The sequence below is a fragment of the Streptomyces sp. NPDC059452 genome, from assembly GCF_042750035.1.
Classification (GTDB): domain Bacteria; phylum Actinomycetota; class Actinomycetes; order Streptomycetales; family Streptomycetaceae; genus Streptomyces.
Genome location: NZ_JBHYVE010000017.1, coordinates 125,107 through 147,289, shown reverse-complemented (window position 1 = coordinate 147,289; position 22,183 = coordinate 125,107). Strand labels below are relative to the sequence as shown.

Below are 22,183 nucleotides of genomic sequence, written 5' to 3'. Positions count from 1 at the left end.
GTCCATGCCGCTCCTCTCCCGCCGCCTGCGGGCCGCCCTCCTGGCCACCGCGTCGCTCTCCCTCGTCGCCGCCGCTGCCCTGCCCGACCCCGAGCCCCTCGGCATCGGTGACCGGCTCTTCCCCGAGCTGGGCAACCCCGGCTACGACGTCCTCACGTACGACATCGCCTTCACGTACCACGGCAGCAACACCAAGCCCCTGGACGCCGTCACCAAGATCACGGCCCGCACCACCGCCCCGCTGGACCGGATCAACCTCGACTTCGCGCGGGGCACCGTCCAGGCCGTCGAGGTCAACGGACAGGCCGCCGACTTCGGCAGCAAGAACGAGGACCTGATCATCCAGTCGCCCCGCCGCCTCCCCGAAGGCGTACCGCTGAACATCACCGTCCGGCACACCAGCGACCCGGCCGGCACCGCGGGCAACGGCGGCTGGATCCGTACCGCCGACGGCCTCGCCATGGCCAACCAGGCCGACGCCGCTCACCGGGTCTTCCCGAGCAACGACCACCCCTCGGACAAGGCCCACTTCACGTTCCGCATCACCGCCCCGAAGGAGCTGACGGCCGTCGCGAACGGGCTGCCCGCCGGCCACACCCGTAACGGCGCCACGACCACCTGGACGTACCGCACCGAACACCCCATGGCCACCGAGCTCGCCCAGGTCTCCATCGGCCGCTCCGCCGTCCACCACCACACCGGCACCAACGGCCTGCCCCTGCGCGACGTCGTCCCGGCCGCCGACCGCGAGAAGCTGGAGCCCTGGCTGAAGAAGACCCCCGCCCAGCTGGAGTGGATGGAGCGGCGGGTCGGCCGCTACCCCTTCGAGACGTACGGAGTCCTCATCGCCGACAGCCCCATCGGCTTCGCGCTGGAGACCCAGACGATCTCGCTGTTCGGCAAGTACCTCTTCACCGAGCCCGCCTACCCCGAGTGGTACGTCGACTCCGTCATGATCCACGAGCTGGCCCACCAGTGGTTCGGCAACAGCGTCTCGCCCGCATCCTGGTCCGACCTGTGGCTCAACGAGGGGCATGCCAGCTGGTACGAGGCCCTGTACGCCGAGGAGAACGGCGGGGGGACGCTGGAACAGCGGATGCGGAACGCCTACACCCGCTCCGACGAGTGGCGGGCCAACGGCGGCCCGCCGGCGCACCCGGACGGGCCGGAGGAGGGGCAGAAGCTCTCCCTGTTCCGGCCCGTCGTCTACGACGGCAGCGCCCTGGTCCTCTACGCCCTGCGGCAGGAGATCGGCGCGGCCGCCTTCGACCGGCTGCAGCGCGCCTGGGTCCGGATCCACCGGGACGGTACGGCGACGACGGCGGACTTCACCCGGCTGGCGTCCGGCATCTCCGGACGGGACCTGACCACCTTCTTCGAGGGCTGGCTGTACGGGAAGAAGACCCCGGCGATGCCCGGGCACTCCGACTGGCGTACGGCCGAGCCCGCTGCCACCCCCTGAGGGCGGGGGAAAACCCCAGTGACGGGCCCGGCGGGGCCGTGCCACTATCGACACGTCGGCACGGCGAACCGCACCGGATTCCCCGGCGAAAGCCATCGGGAATCATCCGGACAGATCACACGTTGTGACTGACGTAAAGACTTCTATCGACGTAAGGATCCAATGACCTCCTCTTCTTCCCTTCCCCAGGACGCGCAGGACGCGCAGAGCGCCACGGAGAACACCCCCGAGAGCCTCACCGAGAGCCTTCGGGCCGACGCCCTGATGGAAGAGGACGTCGCCTGGAGCCAGGAGATCGACGGAGCGCGCGACGGCGATCAGCTGGACCGCTCCGAGCGGGCCGCCCTGCGGCGCGTCGCCGGTCTCTCCACGGAGCTCGAAGACGTCACCGAGGTCGAGTACCGACAGCTGCGCCTGGAGCGCGTCGTGCTGGTCGGTGTCTGGACCTCGGGGACGGTGCGTGACGCGGAGATCTCCCTCGCGGAGCTCGCCGCACTCGCCGAGACGGCGGGTGCACAGGTGCTGGACGCGGTGTACCAGCGGCGCGACAAGCCCGACCCGGCGACCTACATCGGCTCCGGCAAGGCGCTGGAGCTGCGTGACATCGTCCTCGAATCCGGCGCCGACACCGTCGTCTGCGACGGTGAGCTCAGCCCCGGCCAGCTGATCCACCTGGAAGACGTCGTCAAGGTGAAGGTGGTCGACCGGACCGCCCTCATCCTCGACATCTTCGCCCAGCACGCCAAGTCCCGGGAGGGCAAGGCGCAGGTCTCGCTCGCGCAGATGCAGTACATGCTGCCGAGGCTGCGCGGCTGGGGTCAGTCGCTCTCCCGTCAGATGGGCGGCGGCGGTTCCAGCGGCGGTGGCGGCATGGCCACCCGTGGTCCCGGTGAGACCAAGATCGAGACGGACCGGCGGCGGATCCGCGAGAAGATGGCGAAGATGCGCCGGGAGATCGCGGAGATGAAGACCGGCCGCGAGATCAAGCGGCAGGAGCGCAAGCGCAACAAGGTGCCCTCCGTCGCCATCGCCGGATACACCAACGCGGGCAAGTCCTCACTGCTCAACCGCCTCACCGGAGCCGGTGTCCTGGTGGAGAACGCTCTGTTCGCCACCCTGGACCCGACCGTGCGCCGGGCCGAGACGCCGAGCGGCCGTATCTACACCCTCGCCGACACCGTCGGGTTCGTACGGCATCTGCCGCACCACCTCGTCGAGGCGTTCCGCTCCACCATGGAGGAGGTCGGCGAGTCCGATCTCATCCTGCACGTGGTGGACGGCTCCCACCCGGTGCCGGAGGAGCAGCTCGCCGCGGTGCGCGAGGTGATCCGGGACGTCGGCGCGGTGAACGTGCGCGAGATCGTCGTGATCAACAAGGCGGACGCGGCGGACCCGCTGGTCCTCCAGCGGCTGCTGCGCAACGAGAAGCACGCGATCGCGGTCTCGGCCCGGACCGGCGCCGGAATCGACGAGCTGCTCGCGCTCATCGACGCCGAGCTGCCGCGCCCGTCCGTCGAGATCGAGGTGCTCGTGCCGTACATCCAGGGGGCCCTGGTCTCCCGGGTGCATGCCGAGGGTGAGGTCCTCTCCGAGGAGCACACCGCCGAGGGCACCCTGCTCAAGGCCCAGGTCCATGAGGAGCTGGCGGCGGAGCTGGGGACGTTCGTCCCCGCCACGCACTGATCACCGTACGGCGCAGGCCGTGACCAAGACGCCCGACCGGGTCCGCCCGGCCGGGCGTCACCTGTCTCCAGGGTCTCCGGTGTCTCAGGTGTTTCCGGTGTCTCCGGGCTCCTGACGTCCCGAGGCACCGGAGTCCTCGTACCCCGGCGGTACGAAGCACGCGGTCACGGTCTTGCCGTCCCGCTGCGGATGGTGGTGCCAGCTGTCGGCCAGCGCGTCGACGATGGCCATGCCCCGGCCGCCGAGCGCGCCGGGTCCTGCGTCACGCGGCGCGGGCGGCTGCGGACTGGAGTCGTGGACACTGACGTGCAGGCACGCGCTGTCCCAGGTCAGTATGAGCTGGGCGTCGCTGCGGGCGTGCTTGTGCGCGTTGGTGATGAGCTCGGAGACGGCGATGAGCACCGAGTCCACGGTGTCGGGCGCCTCCTGGGCCCACTCCAGGGATTCGAGGTGCTCGCGCGCCCAGACGCGTCCCGCCCGCACTCCCCGGGAGACGGGGAAGGACCGCGCCCACCCCACCGCCCTCATGGTGGAATCGGTCATCGCCCTGCCTCTCGGTCGTGTCCGCACGGGAATCCGGCGCTCGCTCGCCCTCCGTGTACCCGCCGGAACGCCGAACACCGTCCCGCCAAGGGGCGGAACGGTGTTCGCAGCGGCCGGGCGTGGACGGAAGGGGCTACTGGCCCGCGTACTTCTCGCTGACCGCGCGGTAGACGCCCTCGGCCTCCTTGCCGAGCCGGGGACCGGCCAGCCAGCCCGCCGAGACCGGACCGATCGAGGTGTTCGAGACCAGGGCGGGCTTGCCGTCCCGGCCCGCCGCGACCCAGCCGCCGCCGGAGGAGCCACCGGTCATGGTGCAGCCGATGCGGTACATCGTCGGCTCGTCCTGGCGGACCGACAGACGGCCCGGCCTGTCCTGGCACTGGAGCAGCTTCTGGCCGTCGAACGGCGGCGCGGCCGGGTAACCGGTGGCCGTCAGGGACGCGATCTCCGCTACGGCCGGAGCGTTGAAGTCGACCGGCAGCGCCGAACCGACCGTCTCCTCCAGCGACTTGCCCGTCGAGCCCTTCTCCGGCGTCACATGCAGCACCGCGAAGTCGTACGGGGCACCCTGCCCGCCGGTCGCCGCGCCTTCGGCGATCCACTGCTCCGAGGTCTGGGCCCACTGGCCCCACCACACCCCGTACGGAGCGATCTTCTCCTTGGACGCGGTCTCCAGCTGCGCCGGCGACAGGCCGTCGTTGTTGTACGAGGGGACGAAGGCGATGTTGCGGTACCAGCCGCCCGCCTTGCCCGCGTGCACACAGTGCCCGGCGGTCCACACCATGTTGGACTTGCCGGGGTTGGCCGGGTCCTTCACCACGGTCGCGGAACAGACCATCTTGCCCTGGGGGCCGTCGAAGAGCAGCTTTCCGGACTCCGGCGCGCTGTCGTGGTACGGCGCCGCGACCCCGGCGGCCCGGACCGGGGTCGGCGTCGGGTCCGTCACGCCGTCGTCACCGGAGATGTCGTTGTCGACCGGGTTCTCCGGGGGCTTGTCGGCCTCCCGCATCCGGTCCGGGTCCCAGAGCCCGTCGATGATCGGGTTGACGAAGTCCTTGGCCTCCCGCAGCCACTTGTCCTTGTCCCAGTCCTTCCACTCACCGTCCCGCCACTTCTCCAGGTCGATCCCGCGCTCCTTGAGCCGGTTCTTGAGATCGTCCGGAATCGTGATCTTGCCGTCGGAGGACTGGTCGGCCGAGGCGGTGGGCGTCGCACCGCCCGCGTTGTCCTCCTCCGGACCGCAGGCGGTGGCGGTGAGAGCCAGGACGGCGACGGCCGCCGTCGCGGCGAGCACGCCGGAGGGCATGCGCCGTACGCGCCTGCCGCGGCGTGCGGTGTCGGTCGGGCGAATGGGTCGCATCTGGTGATCCCCCTGGGACTTCGTCACTCGGTACTCCGTGCTGCTTCTCGGACACTTCGGGGCGCGGAGCAGGATCTCCGGCCCTCGGTGCGGCCCCCACTATGCCGGTGCCGAAGGGGACGGTACGCGGCAGGTCCGCGGTTCCGTCGCCGCAAGGATGTTCCGATTTACCCGTGATCCCTTGCGGTCGGCGTCGTTGGTACGTACGGGGGACACCCGGACAGCGTTCACCCCCGCACTCCGTCCGCGCGAAAACGTACCGACGTGCAACGCAACTGTTACCGCTGTTACCGCAGGAGGATCAAGAGCCGTGTCCGTGACCGAACCCGCTCCGGTGGCACCGCCTCCCGCGCACGAGGGCATCCTCCGCCGTCAGTCGCTGCGCGAGTCGGCCGCCCGCACCTATGCGCGGTCCCTGCCGATCGTCCCGGTCAGGGCGCGCGGGCTCACCATCGAGGGCGCGGACGGACGGCGCTATCTGGACTGTCTGTCCGGCGCGGGCACCCTGGCGCTGGGCCACAACCACCCGGTCGTGCTCGAAGCGATCCGGAAGGTCATCGACTCCGGCGCCCCCCTGCACGTGCTCGACCTCGCCACCCCGGTCAAGGACGCCTTCACCACGGAGCTGTTCGCCACCCTGCCGCGCGAGTTCGCGGAGAACGCCCGTATCCAGTTCTGCGGCCCCGCCGGTACGGACGCGGTCGAGGCCGCCTTCAAGCTCGTTCGCGCCGCGACCGGGCGGGACGGCCTGCTGACCTTCACCGGCGCCTACCACGGCATGACCGCCGGAGCGCTGGAGGCCTCCGGCGGTGCCCGGGACGTCCGGGTGACCCGGCTGCCCTTCCCGCAGGACTACCGCTGCCCGTTCGGGATCGGCGGCGAGAGCGGAGCCGCCCTCGCCGCGCGCTGGACGGAACATCTGCTGGACGACGACAAGGGCGGGGTCCCGGCCCCGGCGGGGATGATCCTGGAGCCGGTCCAGGGCGAGGGCGGCGTCAACCCGGCCCCGGACGGCTGGCTGCGCAGGATGCGCGAGATCACCCGTGCCAGGGGCATTCCGCTGATCGCCGACGAGGTGCAGACCGGGGTCGGCAGGACCGGCGCCTTCTGGGCGGTCGAGCACAGCGGCATCGTGCCGGACGTCATGGTCCTCTCCAAGGCGATCGGCGGCTCCCTCCCGCTCGCCGTCATCGTCTACCGCTCTGAGCTGGACCTCTGGCAGCCGGGCGCGCACGCGGGTACGTTTCGTGGCAACCAGCTCGCCATGGCGGCGGGCGCGGCCACCCTCGCGTACGTCCGGGAGAACGGGCTGGCGGAGCGGGCGGCGGCCTTGGGCTCCCGAATGCTCGACAGCCTGCGGAAGTTGCGGGCGGACCATCCGGGGATCGGCGACGTACGGGGGCGCGGACTGATGATCGGCCTGGAGCTGGTGGATCCCGAAGCCGCGCCCCGGCAGGCCGAGGCCGACGACCGTGCCCCGGCCCCGCCGCCGGATCCGGCCCTCGCCCGCGCCGTCCAACAGGAGTGCCTGGACCGCGGCCTCATCGTCGAACTGGGCGGTCGGCACAGCGCCGTGGTCCGCCTGTTGCCCCCTCTCACCCTCACCGACGAGCAGGCGAGCGCCGTCATCGACCGGCTGGCCGACGCGCTGGCGGCCGCGGAGCGTTCGCCGCTCCGTCGCGGCACCGCCGGGCTGACCACCTGATCCCCTGAACCACGCAAGGAAGACCGCCGTGAACCCCACCCCCGCGTCCGAGGCCGACGGCCCCGGCACCCCCCAGCACCGAGGGCAGGACGGACCGGCCGCCCCCGGCACGGTCGAGGCGACGACGACCGTGCCCCGTCAGAAAGCGGTGTACGAAGGCGACTTGAGCACCCCGGCGTACGCCCCCACGGGCCAGGACCCGGCGTACGCCCCCGCCTCCGCGACCACGGCCCGTGCGGACGGGCCCGGCGCTCAGGAGGCCCCGGACGCCCAGGACCCCCTCGCCCAGGACCCGCTCGACCACCCGGACCCGCTGAGGGTCGCCGACGCCGCGGGCACCGAGAGCCTCCTGCGGTGCTGGACCCGGGAGAACGACCTGCCCCGCCCCGACGGCGACACCCTGCGCCTGCCCTTCCCCGCCACCGGCACCGCCCTGCTCGTCCCCGTGCACTACTGGTCCGCCACCGGAGCCCACCGCTTCGGCGCCCCCGTCCTGGAAGGCGCCCCCGAGAAGGCCCCGCCCGCCGACGCCGTCACGGTCGCCGTCCTCATCGGCCGCGAGGCCGACCGCAACGGCTCCGCCGACCTGGTCGCCCGGGTCGCCGACTCCGTACGCCACACCGCGGGCTTCGTCGAACAGCGGCGGCGCAGCCCGGCCGACCCCGTCGACGCCGACCTCTTCCTCAACGCCGAACAGTCCCTCCTGCTCGGCCACCCCCTCCACCCCACCCCCAAGAGCCGCGAAGGGCTCTCCGAGGCGGAGTCCCGGCGCTACTCCCCGGAGCTCCACGGCTCCTTCCCGCTCCACTGGTTCGCCGTGGACCGTACGCTGATCGCCACCGACTCCGCCTGGACCGAGGGCGGCGCCGCGTCGGCGGAGGAGCTCCTCGCCCCGCACCGTGAGGGGCTGAGCCTGCCGCCCGGCACCGCCGCCGTCCCGCTGCACCCCTGGCAGGCCGCCGACCTCCTGAGCCGCCCGCAGATCGCGGCCCTCCGGGCGACCGGCCTGCTGCACGACCTCGGTCCGTACGGCGAGCACTGGCACCCCACCTCGTCCATCCGCACCGTGCACCGCCCCGGCGCCCGCGTGATGCTCAAGCTCTCCCTCGGCGTACGCATCACCAACTCCCGCCGCGAGAACCTCCGCAAGGAACTGCACCGGGGTGTCGAGGTCCACCGCCTCCTGACCACCGGACTGGCCGAGCGCTGGCAGCGGGAGCACCCCGGCTTCGACATCGTCCGCGACCCCGCCTGGCTCGCCGTCGACGACCCCGAGGGCACCCCCGTCACCGGCCTCGACGTGATGCTCCGGCAGAACCCCTTCGGCCCGGGCGACGACGCCGTCTGCATCGCCGGACTCACCGCCCAGCGCCCCCGGCCGGGCCGGCCGGAGATGCGCTCCCGGCTCGCCGAGGCCGTCACCGCGCTGGCCGCCCGGACCGGCCGCCCGCTCGCGGACATCTCCGCCGAGTGGTTCCGCCGCTACCTGGACCGCGTCGTACGCCCCGTCCTCTGGCTCGACGCCCATGCCGGGGTCGCGCTCGAAGCTCACCAGCAGAACACCCTGGTGCTGCTCGACCCGGATGGCTGGCCGGTCGGCGGGCGCTACCGGGACAACCAGGGCTACTACTTCCGCGACTCCCGCCGCGAGGAGCTGGAACGGCGGCTTCCGGGCATCGGCACGGTCAGCGACACCTTCGTCTCGGACCCGGTCACCGACGAGCGGTTCGCCTACTACCTGGGCATCAACAACGTCCTCGGCCTCATCGGCGCGTTCGGCGCCCAGCGCCTCGCCGACGAGCAGGCGCTCCTCGCCGTCCTCCGCCAATTCCTCACGGAGAACGCGGAACTGGGCTCGCCCCTGCCCGCGTATCTCCTTCAGAACCGTCAACTGCGCTGCAAGGCCAACCTGCTGACCCGGCTGCACGGGCTCGACGAGCTGGTCGGGCCGGTCGACACCCAGTCCGTCTACGTCTCCATCGCCAACCCGCTGCACGCCTGAGCGGACCGGCCCCGCAACCGGCCCGGCAACCCGCCCCAGAGAGGAGAGAGCCACCGTGCCACCCGCCGACGCGCCCGCGGACTCCGACGCGGCGCCTCCGGAACCGGCCTCCGGGTCCCGGGGTGCACGCTCAACACCCCGGACCCCGGGCCCCGTCGGCGTACCGCCGGGCAGTGGCACGACCGCCACCCCCGGCCCGGCCTCCGGCAGTGGCACGGAGAACGCCACCGCCGTACCGTCGAACAACTCCACCGAGGACACCCTCGACCTCAAGCTCACCGAGGAACTCCTCGCGCTGATCGCCGAGGATCGCGCCGGGGCGCCGCCCCGGCGCGATCCCGGCTGCGAGCTGCTGGGCGACCCGGCCACCTGGCCCGGCGCCACCACCGAGGCCGGGGTGTTCCACCTGGTCCCGGTGGAGTTGGCGCGCGATCTCACCGTACTCAGCCGCTGGATGAACGACCCCGCCGTCGCCGCCTTCTGGGAGCTGGCCGGGCCCGAATCCGTCACCGCCGACCACCTGAGGCCGCAGCTGGAAGGGGACGGCCGCTCCATCCCCTGCCTCGGCGTGCTCGACGGAACCCCCATGAGCTACTGGGAGATCTACCGCGCCGACCTGGACCCGCTGGCCCGCCACTACCCGGCCCGCCTCCACGACACCGGGATCCACCTCCTCATCGGGGGCGTGAACAACCGGGGGAGGGGCGTGGGCACCATCCTGCTGCGCGCCGTCGCCGACCTCGTCCTGGACAACCTTCCGCGGTGCGGCCGGGTCGTCGCCGAGCCGGATCTGCGCAACACCCCGTCCGTATCGGCATTCCTGAGCGCCGGCTTCCGCTTCTCCGCCGAAGTGGACCTCCCCGACAAACGTGCCGCCCTCATGATCCGCGACCGAACGTACCGTGATCACCTGTGAACATCGCTCCGCACCGTCCACACCGCTCGAACCCCATCGGTTCCACCCGGAGGAGTCCCCGTGCCGACATATCCCGCGAGCCATGATTCTGCCGAGCCCCACCCGCTGATCAGCCCCCCGGAGCTGAACCGGCAGGTCTGGGACCGGGCCGCAGCGCGGCTGCTCGCCAAGATGCTCGGCGAGTTCGCGTACGAGGAGATCATCGAGCCCGAACGCCGGCCCGGGGACGGCCACCTCTACTCCCTGTCGCTCGACGACGGGACGGAGCTCCGCTTCGCGGCCCGCCGGGGCGTCTACGGCAGCTGGCGCGTCGACCCCGACTCCATCGAGACGGCCCACCCGCCCGCGACGCCCCTCTCCAACGGCTCCGCGTCACCCGATCGCGGTTCCTCACCCGACAGCGGTTCCTCGCCCAACGGCGACTCCTCGCCCAACGGCCATCCCTCGCCCAACGGCTCACCCTCGCCCAACGGTTCGCCCCTCCCCGGCAACGCGGCCGACGGGACCCGGCCGTTCCGCGACCCGCTGCGGTTCCTCGCCCGCGCCCGGGGGCTCCTCGGCCTCGACGGTGCCACCCTCGGCCACCTCATCCGCGAGCTCACCCTCACGCTCTCCGCCGACGCCCGGCTCGACCACACCGCCCTCCCCGCGCACGAGCTGGCCGCACTCGACTACGCCGAGCTCGAAGGGCACCAGACCGGCCACCCCTGGCTGGTGGCGAGCAAGGGGCGGCTCGGCTTCTCCGCCGCCGACGCGGCCCGCTTCACCCCCGAGACCCGCAGCCCCCTCCAGCTGCCGTGGATCGCCGTGAGCACCCGCATCGCGCAGTACCGGGGTGTGGGTCGACTCACCACCCCCGAGCACCTGTACGCCGAGGAGCTCGACCCCTCCGTACGCGCCTCGTTCGCCGCCGAACTGCATGCCCGGGGGATCGACCCCGAGAGCTATCTCCTCCTCCCCGTACACCCCTGGCAGTGGGACGAATGGATCGTTCCGCTCTTCGCCCCCGCCATCGCCGACGGGGACATCGTGGCGCTGCACAGCGACGGCGACGCGCGCCTGGCGCAGCAGTCCGTCCGCACCTTCGCCAATGTGGGGCGCCCAGACCGGCACACGGTGAAGCTGCCGCTCTCCATCCTCAACACCCTGGTCTGGCGCGGCCTGCCCACCGAGCGCACTCTCGCCGCCCCCGCCGTCACCGCCTGGGTCCAGGGGCTGTGCGAGGCCGACCCGTTCCTGCGCGACACCTGCCGGGTGATCCTCCTCGGCGAGGTCGCCTCCGTCGCCGTGGAACACCCGCTCTACGACCACCTCCCCGAAGCCCCCTACCAGTACAAGGAAATCCTCGGCGCGATCTGGCGGGAGCCTCTGCCGCCCCGCCTGGCACCGGGCGAACGCGCCCGCACGCTCGCCTCCCTCCTCCATACGGATCCGGCGGGCCGCGCGTTCACCGCCGAACTCGTCGAGCGCTCCGGGCTCGCCCCGGCCGCCTGGCTCACCCGCCTCTTCGCCGCGCTGCTGCCGCCCCTCCTCCACTTCCTCTACCGCTACGGAACGGTCTTCTCCCCGCACGGCGAGAACGCCATCGTCGTCTTCGACGAGAACGACGTGCCCGTCCGGCTCGCGATCAAGGACTTCGTCGACGACGTCAACATCAGCGCCCACCCGCTGCCGGAGCACGACACCATGCCCGAGGAGGTGCGTGCCGTCCTCCTCACCGAGGAGCCTTCCTTCCTCACCCAGTTCATCCACTCCGGACTCTTCGTCGGCGTCTTCCGTTATCTGTCCCCGCTCTGCGAGGAGCAGCTGGGGGTGAGCGAGGACGAGTTCTGGTCACTCGTCCGGGCGGAGATCGTCCGCCACCACGCCCGATTCCCGGAGCTCAAGGAGCGGTTCGAGCTGTTCGACATGGTCACCCCCGAGATCGAACGGCTCTGTCTCAACCGCAACCGGCTGCATGTGGACGGCTACCGCGACCGCTCCAGCCGCCCGCACGCGGCGATCCACGGGACGGTTCCCAATCCGCTGCACCCCACCGCCCGGATCCGGGAGTGATCGCCGTTGTCAGTGGTGCGCCGTAGGGTGGTCGGGCTATGACGAAGCCATCCCTCCCCGAGCTCCTGCACGCCGCCGTCACCGCCGTCGGCGGTACGGAACGGCCCGGCCAGGCCGCCATGGCCGAGGCCGTCGCCGAGGCGGTCGACGACCAATCCCACCTGCTCGTCCAGGCCGGTACCGGCACGGGCAAGTCCCTCGGCTACCTGGTGCCGGCGCTGGCGCACGGGGAGCGGGTCGTCGTGGCCACGGCCACCCTCGCCCTCCAGCGACAGCTGGTGGAGCGGGACCTTCCACGCACGGTGGAGGCCCTGCACCCCCTGCTGCGGCGGCGCCCGCAGTACGCGATGCTCAAGGGCCGGTCGAACTACCTCTGCCTGCACCGGCTCCACGAAGGGGTCCCGCAGGACGAGGAGGAGGGGCTCTTCGACCAGTTCGAGGCGGCGGCGCCCTCCAGCAAGCTCGGCCAGGACCTGCTGCGGATGCGGGACTGGGCGGACGAGACGGAGACGGGGGACCGGGACGACCTCACCCCCGGCGTCTCGGACCGGGCCTGGTCGCAGATCTCGGTCTCCTCGCGTGAGTGCCTGGGCGCGAGCAAGTGCGCGTACGGCGCCGAGTGCTTCGCCGAGGCAGCCCGGGAGCGCGCCAAGCTGGCGGACGTGGTGGTCACCAACCACGCCCTGCTCGCGATCGACGCCATCGAGGGCGCCCCGGTGCTGCCCCCGCACGAGGTGCTGATCGTGGACGAGGCCCATGAGCTGGTCTCCCGGGTCACCGGGGTCGCCACCGGCGAGCTGACCCCGGCCCAGGTCAACCGGGCGGTCCGGCGGGCGGCGAAGCTGGTCAACGAGAAGGCCGCCGACGCGCTCCAGACCGCCGCCGAGGGGTTCGAGCGGGTGATGGAGCTGGCGCTTCCGGGCCGGCTGGAGGAGGTGCCCGAGGACCTCGGGTACGCGCTGATGGCGCTGCGCGACGCGGCCCGTACGGTGATCTCCGCGATCGGGGCCACCCGGGACAAGTCGGTGGAGGACGAGAACGCGGTACGCAAGCAGGCCCTGGCCTCGGTCGAGTCGATCCACGGGGTGGCCGAGCGCATCACCCAGGGCTCGGAGTACGACGTCGTCTGGTACGAGCAGCACGACCGGTTCGGCGCCTCCGTGCGGGTGGCCCCGCTCTCCGTCTCCGGGCTGCTGCGCGAGAAGCTCTTCGCGGAGCGCTCCGTGGTCCTGACCTCGGCCACGCTGAAGCTCGGCGGGGACTTCAACGGGGTGGGGGCGTCCCTGGGGCTCGCCCCCGAGGGCACCGCGGGCGACGACATCCCGCAGTGGAAGGGGCTGGACGTCGGCTCCCCGTTCGACTACCCGAAGCAGGGCATCCTCTATGTCGCCCGCCATCTGAACACCCCGGGGCGCGAGGGCTCGCGTACGGACATGCTGGACGAGCTGGCGGAGCTGGTGGAGGCGGCGGGCGGCCGCACGCTGGGGCTGTTCTCCTCCATGCGGGGGGCCAAGGCGGCGGCCGAGGAGCTGCGGGGACGGCTGGACAAGCCGATCCTGCTCCAGGGCGAGGAGACCCTCGGCGAGCTGATCAAGAACTTCGCCGCCGATCCGGAGACCTGCCTCTTCGGTACGCTCTCGCTCTGGCAGGGCGTCGACGTGCCGGGGCCGAGCTGCCAGCTGGTGGTGATGGACCGGATTCCGTTCCCCCGGCCCGACGACCCGCTGATGAGCGCACGGCAGAAGGCGGTCGAGGAGGCCGGCGGCAATGGCTTCATGGCGGTGGCCGCGACCCACTCCGCGCTGCTGATGGCCCAGGGCGCGGGCCGCCTCGTCCGGGCCACGGGCGACAAGGGCGTCGTCGCCGTACTGGACCCGCGGCTCGCCAAGGCGCGGTACGGCAGCTATCTGCGCGCCTCCCTGCCGGACTTCTGGTACACCACGGACCCCAACCAGGCACGCCGCTCGCTCGCCGCGATCGACGCCCTGGCCAAGGCGGACGGCAAGTAGGCCACCACGACGGAGCCCCGGGAGTGCCGTAAGGCATCCCGGGGCTCCGTCGTATCCGTCGTGTACGTGAGGCCGACGACCGGCGCTCTTCACACCCGCCGCAGCACCGCCACCACCTTGCCGAGGATCGTCGCCTCGTCACCGGGGATCGGCTGGTACGCGGCGTTGTGCGGCAGCAGCCACACATGTCCGTCCTCGCGGCGGAAGCGCTTCACCGTCGCCTCGCCGTCCAGCATCGCGGCGACGATGTCCCCGTTCTCCGCGACGGGCTGGCGGCGGACGGTGACCCAGTCGCCGTCACAGATCGCCGCCTCGATCATCGAGTCGCCGACGACCTTCAGGACGAACAGCTCGCCGTCACCGACGAGCTGGCGCGGCAGCGGGAAGACGTCCTCGACGGACTCCTCGGCCAGGATCGGCCCACCGGCGGCGATCCGGCCCACCAGGGGAACGTAGGAGGCGGCGGGCTTCCCCGTCGTGTCCGTCGGCTGGGTGCTGGGCTGGTCGGAGCCGCGCACCTCGTAGGCGCGGGGCCGGTGCGGGTCCCTGCGGAGGAACCCCTTGCGCTCCAGGGCCATCAGCTGATGGGCGACGGACGAGGTGCTGGACAGGCCCACCGCCTGACCGATCTCCCGCATGGAGGGCGGGTACCCCCGGCGCTGCACCGAGTCGCGGATGACCTCGATGACCCGCCGCTGCCGGTCCGTGAGCCCCGAGCTGTCCGCCCTGATCCCTGGGGGCCTGCCGGGCAAGGAACGCCCGGGTCGGGTGGGCTCGGGCCCGTCGCTGTTCGTGACTGAGTCATTCATGGCATGCACCGGCTCAAGTCGGCTCTGGGAGCGGTGGTCCCGGGCGGTGATGGTGGCACTGTCTGCGGTGGTGGTCACGTCGGCCCCTCTCGAATGTTCTCCCTAGCTGGACAACGGTAGTAGCTTTCGAAAGGTTGCGCCAAACACACGTTCGAGTGAAAAACGAATAAAGGGCTGCCGCGATGCATCCCGCAGGTGTATGGGCACGGGGCGGCGGGTGTGTACGGGTGCGGGGCGACGGGTGCGTACGGGGTCGCGCGGGGCCCTCGCCGCGGCTGCGCCCCAGTCTTCCATCCACTCCTGGCCCCCGGGAGCCCCGGCGGTTCGCGGGCCGCGCGTTTCCCGTACCCTCTTTCCTGGCCCGCGCTGCCCCCGGGCACTCCCGGGGTGCGACACGCGGTGGGGCCGAATTCGCGACTCAACCCTAGATCTAGTGGTTGGATCGTCCCGGCCACCCAGAAGTTGTGGTCCTGGGTTCGTTCGGCCCATGGCCATCGCCTATGCTGGGGACTGCCTCCCAGGAGCCCGCAAGGGTTGACCGGAGAGGCTATTCAGTCGTGCTGTGAAGGAGGGTTGGGAGCCATGCACTGCCCCTTCTGCAGGCACCCCGACAGCAGAGTCGTCGACAGTCGCACCACCGACGACGGGACGTCGATCCGTCGCCGCCGTCAGTGCCCCGACTGCTCCCGCCGCTTCACCACGGTGGAGACCTGCTCGCTGATGGTCGTCAAACGCAGCGGCGTGACCGAACCCTTCAGCCGTACCAAGGTCATCTCCGGCGTCCGCAAGGCATGCCAGGGCCGGCCCGTCACCGAGGACGCCCTCGCCAAACTCGGCCAGCGGGTCGAGGAGGCGGTGCGCGCCACCGGCAGCGCCGAGCTGACCACCCATGACGTGGGTCTGGCCATACTCGGCCCCCTGCAGGAGCTCGACCTCGTCGCGTACCTGCGCTTCGCGTCCGTCTACCGGGCGTTCAATTCTTTGGAAGACTTCGAGGCCGCCATCGTGGAACTGCGCGCGCAGCGGCCTTCCGCAGAGGACTGCGGGAGCGGAGAGACCCTGGAGGTCCCCGCCCCTGCCATTGCCGCCGACTGAGCGGTACGCGCCCGTCGCCGGTCCGGCAGTACGTCTGCCGACCGGTGACCGGGCGATTCGATACCTGTTCCCGTGGGCCGAGCGCGGTCCCCGGGACAACGGACACAACACTGTGCCTGGGAAGAACTGGGCACTTCAGGGCGTTTTTGCCCACATATGGGAGGCGGCATGACAGAGACGGCGAGCGGCCCGGCACGAGGTTCCCGCATGAAGGGCACCAAGGCGAGCAAGGGTCTGCGTATCGAGCGCATCCACACCACCCCCGGCGTGCATCCGTACGACGAGGTGGCGTGGGAGCGCCGTGACGTCGTCATGACCAACTGGCGCGACGGCTCGATCAACTTCGAGCAGCGTGGCGTCGAGTTCCCCGACTTCTGGTCGGTGAACGCGGTCAACATCGTCACCAGCAAGTACTTCCGCGGTGCGGTCGGCACTCCGCAGCGCGAGACCGGCCTCAAGCAGCTGATCGACCGGATCGTGAAGACGTACCGGAAGGCCGGCGAGGACAACGGCTACTTCGCCTCTCCCGCGGATGCCGAGATCTTCGAGCACGAGCTCGCGTACGCCCTCCTGCACCAGGTCTTCAGCTTCAACTCCCCGGTCTGGTTCAACGTCGGCACGCCCCAGCCGCAGCAGGTCTCGGCCTGCTTCATCCTGGCCGTCGACGACTCCATGGAGTCGATCCTCGACTGGTACAAGGAAGAGGGCATGATCTTCAAGGGCGGCTCCGGCGCCGGCCTGAACCTCTCCCGTATCCGCTCCTCCAAGGAGCTCCTCTCCTCCGGCGGCAACGCCTCGGGCCCGGTCTCCTTCATGCGCGGCGCCGACGCCTCCGCCGGAACCATCAAGTCCGGTGGTGCCACCCGCCGTGCGGCCAAGATGGTCATCCTCGACGTCGACCACCCCGACATCGAGGCCTTCATCGAGACCAAGGTGAAGGAGGAGGAGAAGATCCGCGCCCTGCGTGACGCGGGCTTCGACATGGACCTGGGCGGCGACGACATCACGTCCGTCCAGTACCAGAACGCCAACAACTCGGTCCGGGTGAACGACGAGTTCATGAAGGCCGTCGAGTCGGGCTCCAAGTTCGGGCTGCGCGCCCGGATGACCGGCGACGTCATCGAAGAGGTCGAGGCCAAGTCCCTCTTCCGCAAGATGGCCGAGGCCGCCTGGGCCTGCGCCGACCCCGGCATCCAGTACGACGACACCATCAACGCCTGGCACACCTGCCCGGAGTCCGGCCGGATCAACGGCTCGAACCCGTGCAGCGAGTACATGCACCTGGACAACACCTCGTGCAACCTCGCCTCGCTCAACCTGATGAAGTTCCTCAAGGACGACGGCCTGGGCAACCAGTCCTTCGAGTCCGAGCGCTTCTCCAAGGTCGTCGAGCTGGTCATCACCGCGATGGACATCTCGATCTGCTTCGCGGACTTCCCGACGCAGAAGATCGGCGAGAACACCCGCGCCTACCGTCAGCTGGGCATCGGCTACGCCAACCTCGGCGCCCTCCTGATGGCGACCGGTCACGCGTACGACAGCGACGGCGGCCGCGCCCTGGCCGGTGCCATCACCTCGCTGATGACCGGCACCTCGTACAGGCGCTCCGCCGAACTGGCCGCGGTCGTCGGCCCGTACGACGGCTACGCCCGCAACGCCGAGCCGCACCAGCGCGTCATGAAGCAGCACGCCGACGCCAACGCCAAGGCGATCCACGTCGACGACCTGGACTCCCCGGTCTGGGCCGCCGCGACGGAGGCCTGGCAGGACGTGATCCGGCTCGGCGCGAAGAACGGTTTCCGCAACGCGCAGGCCTCGGTCATCGCGCCCACCGGCACCATCGGTCTCGCGATGTCCTGCGACACCACAGGACTGGAGCCCGACCTCGCCCTGGTCAAGTTCAAGAAGCTGGTCGGCGGCGGCTCGATGCAGATCGTCAACGGCACGGTGCCGCAGGCCCTGCGCCGCCTGGGCTACCAGCCGGAGCAGATCGAGGCGATCGTCGCCCACATCGCCGAGAACGGCAACGTGATCGACGCCCCGGGCCTGAAGACCGAGCACTACGAGGTCTTCGACTGCGCGATGGGCGAGCGGTCCATCTCCGCGATGGGTCACGTCCGGATGATGGCGGCCATCCAGCCGTGGATCTCCGGCGCGCTCTCCAAGACGGTCAACCTTCCCGAGAGCGCCACCGTCGAAGACGTCGAAGAGGTCTACTTCGAGGCCTGGAAGATGGGCGTCAAGGCGCTCGCGATCTACCGCGACAACTGCAAGGTCGGCCAGCCCCTCTCCGCCAAGACCAAGGACAAGGAGAAGGAAGAGGTCGCAGCCAAGGCCGAGGAGACCATCCGTACGGCGGTCGAGAAGGTCGTCGAGTACCGCCCGGTCCGCAAGCGCCTCCCCAAGGGCCGTCCCGGCATCACCACCTCCTTCACGGTGGGCGGCGCCGAGGGCTACATGACCGCCAACTCCTACCCGGACGACGGTCTCGGTGAGGTCTTCCTGAAGATGTCCAAGCAGGGCTCGACCCTCGCGGGCATGATGGACGCCTTCTCGATCGCGGTCTCGGTCGGTCTGCAGTACGGCGTCCCGCTGGAGACGTACGTCTCGAAGTTCACCAACATGCGCTTCGAGCCGGCCGGTATGACGGACGACCCGGACGTGCGGATGGCGCAGTCGATCGTCGACTACATCTTCCGCCGCCTGGCGCTCGACTTCCTGCCCTTCGAGACCCGCTCCGCCCTCGGCATCCACTCCGCCGAGGAGCGTCAGCGCCACCTCGACACCGGTTCGTACGAGCCGTCCTTCGAGGCGGACGGCGTGGACTCCGAGAGCCTGGCCCAGTCGGCTCCGGTGCAGCCCGAGCCCCTGAAGGCGGTGGCGGCTCCCCGCGGGTCGGAGAAGCCGGCCCCGACGACGGCCCACACCTCGGCCGAGCTGGTCGAGATGCAGCTCGGCATCAGCGCGGACGCCCCGCTCTGCTTCTCCTGCGGTACGAAGATGCAGCGCGCCGGCTCCTGCTACATCTGCGAGGGCTGCGGCTCGACCAGCGGCTGCAGCTGAGCAGTGACCTAAGGGCAGTGATCTGAGGAGGGGCGTTGGCCATGAGGCCAGCGCCCCTCCCTTTCCCTTCGGTCCTCCCACACCCAGGCGGGGTTGGCCGGAACTGGTCGCTGCCGTTCAGGTCCCGGAGTCGCGGCTTCCCATCACCGCGGCGAACGCGTCGGGGTCGGCGTCGAAGCCCCGTACATCCGCGCGGAACACCCACTGCCCCGAGCCCGTACGGGAGAACTCCCCGACGACCGCCGCCGTCGACCGGGCCACGCTCGCGAAATCGTCCTCTAGCAGGCTCGTGTAGCCCTCCCGGATCTGCACCCCGGTGCTCTCGACGTCGCCGAAGGTCCTGCGGCCCTCGCGCTGCTGGATGGCGACACCGACGACCACCCGGCCGTACCTGTCCGCCAGCCGGCCCAGCTCGATCGTCATGACCTCGTCGTAGCCGAACCCCTGGCCCGTCCTGCTGTCCCGGTCCAGCGTGATGGTGCCGTCCGGCGAGCGGCTGTCGAAGTGAACGAGGTACGCGGGGCTGCCGTACGGCTCCTCCGCCGGGTAGGTCGCCGCGATGATGTCCAGGTCGATGTCGGGTTCACCGTGCGGGCTGGGGTCCCATTTGATCCGTACTTCGACCTTCTCGATGTCCTTGTTCGGAGTGCTCACCGGACTTCCCCTCCTGGCCGACGGCCCGTGGGCCGTTCTCATCACCCGATCATGTCCGGAACGGGCCGCGCAGCCAACTGCCCCTGGGGCCAGCGACCGAGGCCAACGGCGGATTCGGGCCATGTGCCGACCCGTGTACCGGCCCATGTATCGACGCGGTCTCCAGCGGGAGGGGGGGATCACGCTGCGAGCGGGACGACGAGGTTCGGGTGGTCCGCGTACGACCGTGACCGGCGCCACGCTCCGCCCCGTACGATGGCGCGGTGCTGGTGAAGTGGATTCGCTGCTCCGTGGTGGACCGTCATGGTTTCGAGCGGGGACAGCGAGAGTGGGCGGGGCTGCGCGGCGAGCCGGGGTTCAGGGGGCAGAGCGGTGGGTGGAGCCGAACGCGCCCCGATGTCGCCCATGTCTTCGCGTTCTGGGACAACCGGGTCTTCTACGACTCGTTCATGGCCCGCGGACACGACCGGCTCGCGGCCGGACAGGCGGGCAAGTTCCGCGATATGCAGGTCATGCTCTTCGAGCGCCGGTTCGACGTGAAGACGGGTTTTGAGCCCGACTTCACGGAGGCGGACGTGGTCAGGGTGGCCCACAGCACCGTCCACGAGGACCGGGCCGAGCACTTCGTGCTGATGCAGAAGCAGGTGTGGAACCCGGCGATGGCCGGTTCCCCCGGCATGGTGCGCGGCGTCTTCGGGGAGGCGCCCGGCAACGAGTTCCTGGTGCTCTCCATGTGGAGGTCGAGCGCCGAGCGGGGCAAGTACCGCGCCGACGGGGCGGAGCGCCTGGTGGCCCGCGCGCAGACCGAGACGGATGTGGCCGCGCTGACGGGTGACGTCGTCGAGCTGGAACCCTCCTGGACGGTCTGAGGCGGGGGATCCTCCTGGACCGTTCGAGAGCGGTCAACAGAGGACCTGGACCATTCGGGAGCAGTCAACAAAGGACCTGGACCGTTCGGGAGCAGTCAACAGAGGATCACGATCGTTCGGGAGCCGTTAACAGAGGATCACGCGGAATCCTCGGGCACCACCTAGGGTCGGGTACATGGCACGACCGCAGCGCATTGTCCTCGTCCGCCACGGCGAGTCCGAGGGCAACGCCGACGACACGGTGTACGAGCGGGAGCCCGACCACGCGCTCCGGCTCACCGCGACGGGGCTGCGGCAGGCGGAGGAGACCGGGGCGCTCCTGCGCGAGCAGTTCGCCGGGGAACGGGTGAGCGTCTACATCTCCCCCTACCGCCGCACCCACGAGACGTTCCGCGCCTTCGGCCTCGACCCCGGCCTGGTCCGGGTCCGCGAGGAGCCCCGGCTGCGCGAGCAGGACTGGGGCAACTGGCAGGACCGGGACGACGTACGCCTCCAGAAGGCCTACCGGGACGCGTACGGGCACTTCTTCTACCGCTTCGCCCAGGGGGAGTCCGGCGCCGACGTCTACGACCGGGTGGGCGCCTTCCTGGAGAGCCTGCACCGGAGCTTCGAGGACCCCGGCCACCCGGAGAACGTCCTGCTCATCACCCACGGGCTGACGATGCGCCTCTTCTGCATGCGCTGGTTCCACTGGTCGGTGGCCGAGTTCGAATCGCTCTCCAACCCCGGCAACGGCGAGACGCGGACCCTTCTCCTCGGCGAGAACGGCCGCTACACCCTGGACCGGCCCTTCCAGAGCTGGCGCACCCCTGAGCCGTACGGCCGCACCGGATAGAGTGGCAGGGCGATGACCGTTGATTCTGCTTCCGAGCGGCGCTTCGAACGCGCCCTGGCCAGCCTGCGTGGCCTGTCCGTGGGAGACGCCCTGGGCTCCCAGTTCTTCGTCCCGGTCAACTACCCGCTGCTCAAACAGCGCGCCCTGCCGCCCGGCCCCTGGCAGTGGACCGACGACACCGAGATGGCCTCCTCGGTCCTGGCCGTGCTCGCCGCCCACGGCCGGATCGACCAGGACGCGCTCGCCCGCTCCTTCGCCGAGCGTCACGACTTCGACCGGGGCTACGGCCCCGCCGTGAACCGGCTGCTCCGCCTGGTGCGGGAAGGCGGTGACTGGCGCGAGCTGGCTTCCGGGCTCTTCAACGGACAGGGCTCGTGGGGCAATGGCTCGGCCATGCGGATCGCCCCGCTCGGTGCCTGGTACGCGGACGACCCGGAGCAGGCCACGCACCAGGCCGAGATCTCCTCGTACACCACGCATCAGCACCGTGAGGCCGTCGTCGGCGCGATGGCCGTCGCGGCCGCCGCCTCGCTCGCCGCGGCCCCGGGCGGGCCGCCGACGCCCGAGGAACTTCTCGACGGCGTGATCGCGCTCGTGCCCCGCAGCGCGGTCGGTGCGGGGCTGCGCCGGGCCCGCGACATGCTGGACTACCAGGACGCCGGGACGGTCGCCGCGGTTCTCGGCAACGGTCGGCGGACCAGCGCCCACGACACCGTGCCGTTCGCCCTCTGGTCGGCGGCCCGGAGCCTCGGCGACTTCGCGGAGGCCTTCTGGCTGACGGCCCAGGCGGGCGGCGACGTGGACACGACCTGCGCCATCGTCGGTGGTGTCGTCGCCGCCGGTACGGCCGGGGCGCCGCCCGCCGACTGGCTGGCGCAGACGGAAGAGCCTCCCGGCTGGCTGATCACCCCGGCGCACCACTGACCGTACCGTCGCCGGACGGCCTGGCCGGGTCGACGCTCTGTCACGGTCCTGCCACAGCCTCACTCTGCGTGTTCGCGAACGCCGGTTCAGGACTACGCTTTCGGCCACGCGGCCCCTGTTCGATCTTTACGGATCGGGCTCTGCGGGCGCGCGCCGAATGAGATACCGGGACACCGCGCCGCCCGAGGCCGTGCGTGGG

The 22,183-nt window shown here is 70.9% G+C and carries 16 protein-coding genes; 12 read left to right on the top strand and 4 right to left on the bottom strand.

What is annotated here, in order from left to right:
- Positions 1-4: 4 nt before the first annotated feature.
- Both ACFW9Z_RS22740 and hflX read left to right on the top strand, forming a co-directional pair.
- The gene (locus ACFW9Z_RS22740; RefSeq protein ID WP_384643811.1) at positions 5-1,462 is read left to right on the top strand and encodes a M1 family metallopeptidase; all 1,458 of its coding nucleotides are present in this window, start codon (positions 5-7) and stop codon (positions 1,460-1,462) included.
- Between the two features lie 162 nt (positions 1,463-1,624).
- Positions 1,625-3,145 carry a GTPase HflX gene (gene hflX / locus ACFW9Z_RS22735; RefSeq protein ID WP_384643809.1) on the top strand — a complete coding sequence of 507 codons (1,521 nt, stop codon included), beginning with the start codon at positions 1,625-1,627 and terminating at the stop codon, positions 3,143-3,145.
- An 84-nt stretch (positions 3,146-3,229) separates the two neighbouring features.
- Here hflX and ACFW9Z_RS22730 read toward each other — a convergent pair whose 3' ends face one another.
- Positions 3,230-3,688, bottom strand: coding sequence for an ATP-binding protein (locus ACFW9Z_RS22730; RefSeq protein ID WP_384643807.1), 459 nt, complete (start codon positions 3,686-3,688; stop codon positions 3,230-3,232).
- 133 nt (positions 3,689-3,821) lie between these two features.
- The gene (locus tag ACFW9Z_RS22725) at positions 3,822-4,994 is read right to left on the bottom strand and encodes a trypsin-like serine peptidase (RefSeq protein WP_384643875.1); all 1,173 of its coding nucleotides are present in this window, start codon (positions 4,992-4,994) and stop codon (positions 3,822-3,824) included.
- 364 nt (positions 4,995-5,358) lie between these two features.
- Between ACFW9Z_RS22725 and ACFW9Z_RS22720 the strand changes: the two genes are divergently transcribed.
- Genes ACFW9Z_RS22720 through ACFW9Z_RS22700 form a run of 5 tightly spaced genes read left to right on the top strand, consistent with a single transcriptional unit; the run spans position 5,359 to position 13,735 of the window.
- Positions 5,359-6,753: a diaminobutyrate--2-oxoglutarate transaminase family protein gene (locus ACFW9Z_RS22720; protein ID WP_384643805.1), complete on the top strand. Its 1,395-nt coding sequence runs from the start codon at positions 5,359-5,361 to the stop codon at positions 6,751-6,753.
- Between the two features lie 28 nt (positions 6,754-6,781).
- On the top strand, positions 6,782-8,755 hold the full coding sequence (locus tag ACFW9Z_RS22715; RefSeq protein ID WP_384643803.1) for an IucA/IucC family protein: 1,974 nt from the start codon (positions 6,782-6,784) through the stop codon (positions 8,753-8,755).
- Positions 8,756-8,810: 55 nt separating this feature from the next.
- The gene (locus ACFW9Z_RS22710; RefSeq protein ID WP_384643802.1) at positions 8,811-9,671 is read left to right on the top strand and encodes a GNAT family N-acetyltransferase; all 861 of its coding nucleotides are present in this window, start codon (positions 8,811-8,813) and stop codon (positions 9,669-9,671) included.
- Positions 9,672-9,731: 60 nt separating this feature from the next.
- On the top strand, positions 9,732-11,726 hold the full coding sequence (locus tag ACFW9Z_RS22705) for an IucA/IucC family protein (RefSeq protein ID WP_384643800.1): 1,995 nt from the start codon (positions 9,732-9,734) through the stop codon (positions 11,724-11,726).
- Positions 11,727-11,764: 38 nt separating this feature from the next.
- The gene (locus ACFW9Z_RS22700) at positions 11,765-13,735 is read left to right on the top strand and encodes an ATP-dependent DNA helicase (protein ID WP_384643798.1); all 1,971 of its coding nucleotides are present in this window, start codon (positions 11,765-11,767) and stop codon (positions 13,733-13,735) included.
- A gap of 89 nt (positions 13,736-13,824) precedes the next feature.
- Here ACFW9Z_RS22700 and lexA read toward each other — a convergent pair whose 3' ends face one another.
- Complete coding sequence (gene lexA / locus ACFW9Z_RS22695) at positions 13,825-14,622, bottom strand: transcriptional repressor LexA (RefSeq protein WP_384643796.1); 798 nt, start codon at positions 14,620-14,622, stop codon at positions 13,825-13,827.
- A gap of 504 nt (positions 14,623-15,126) precedes the next feature.
- Here lexA and nrdR point away from each other — a divergent pair.
- Both nrdR and ACFW9Z_RS22685 read left to right on the top strand, forming a co-directional pair.
- Complete coding sequence (gene nrdR / locus ACFW9Z_RS22690) at positions 15,127-15,639, top strand: transcriptional regulator NrdR (protein WP_384643794.1); 513 nt, start codon at positions 15,127-15,129, stop codon at positions 15,637-15,639.
- A 168-nt stretch (positions 15,640-15,807) separates the two neighbouring features.
- Complete coding sequence (locus ACFW9Z_RS22685) at positions 15,808-18,702, top strand: vitamin B12-dependent ribonucleotide reductase (RefSeq protein ID WP_384643793.1); 2,895 nt, start codon at positions 15,808-15,810, stop codon at positions 18,700-18,702.
- Between the two features lie 117 nt (positions 18,703-18,819).
- On the opposite strand, the gene ACFW9Z_RS22680 is transcribed toward ACFW9Z_RS22685, so the two are convergent.
- Entirely contained in the window at positions 18,820-19,356 is a 537-nt protein-coding gene (locus ACFW9Z_RS22680; protein ID WP_384643791.1) for a TerD family protein, read from the bottom strand.
- Positions 19,357-19,619: 263 nt separating this feature from the next.
- Between ACFW9Z_RS22680 and ACFW9Z_RS22675 the strand changes: the two genes are divergently transcribed.
- From ACFW9Z_RS22675 to ACFW9Z_RS22665, 3 genes are all read left to right on the top strand, one after another.
- A complete protein-coding gene (locus ACFW9Z_RS22675) occupies positions 19,620-20,225 on the top strand; it encodes a YdbC family protein (RefSeq protein ID WP_384643789.1) in 606 nt (201 codons plus the stop codon).
- A 175-nt stretch (positions 20,226-20,400) separates the two neighbouring features.
- Positions 20,401-21,060: a histidine phosphatase family protein gene (locus ACFW9Z_RS22670; RefSeq protein ID WP_384643787.1), complete on the top strand. Its 660-nt coding sequence runs from the start codon at positions 20,401-20,403 to the stop codon at positions 21,058-21,060.
- 12 nt (positions 21,061-21,072) lie between these two features.
- Positions 21,073-21,984 carry an ADP-ribosylglycohydrolase family protein gene (locus ACFW9Z_RS22665; RefSeq protein ID WP_384643785.1) on the top strand — a complete coding sequence of 304 codons (912 nt, stop codon included), beginning with the start codon at positions 21,073-21,075 and terminating at the stop codon, positions 21,982-21,984.
- The last annotated feature ends 199 nt before the right edge of the window (positions 21,985-22,183 follow it).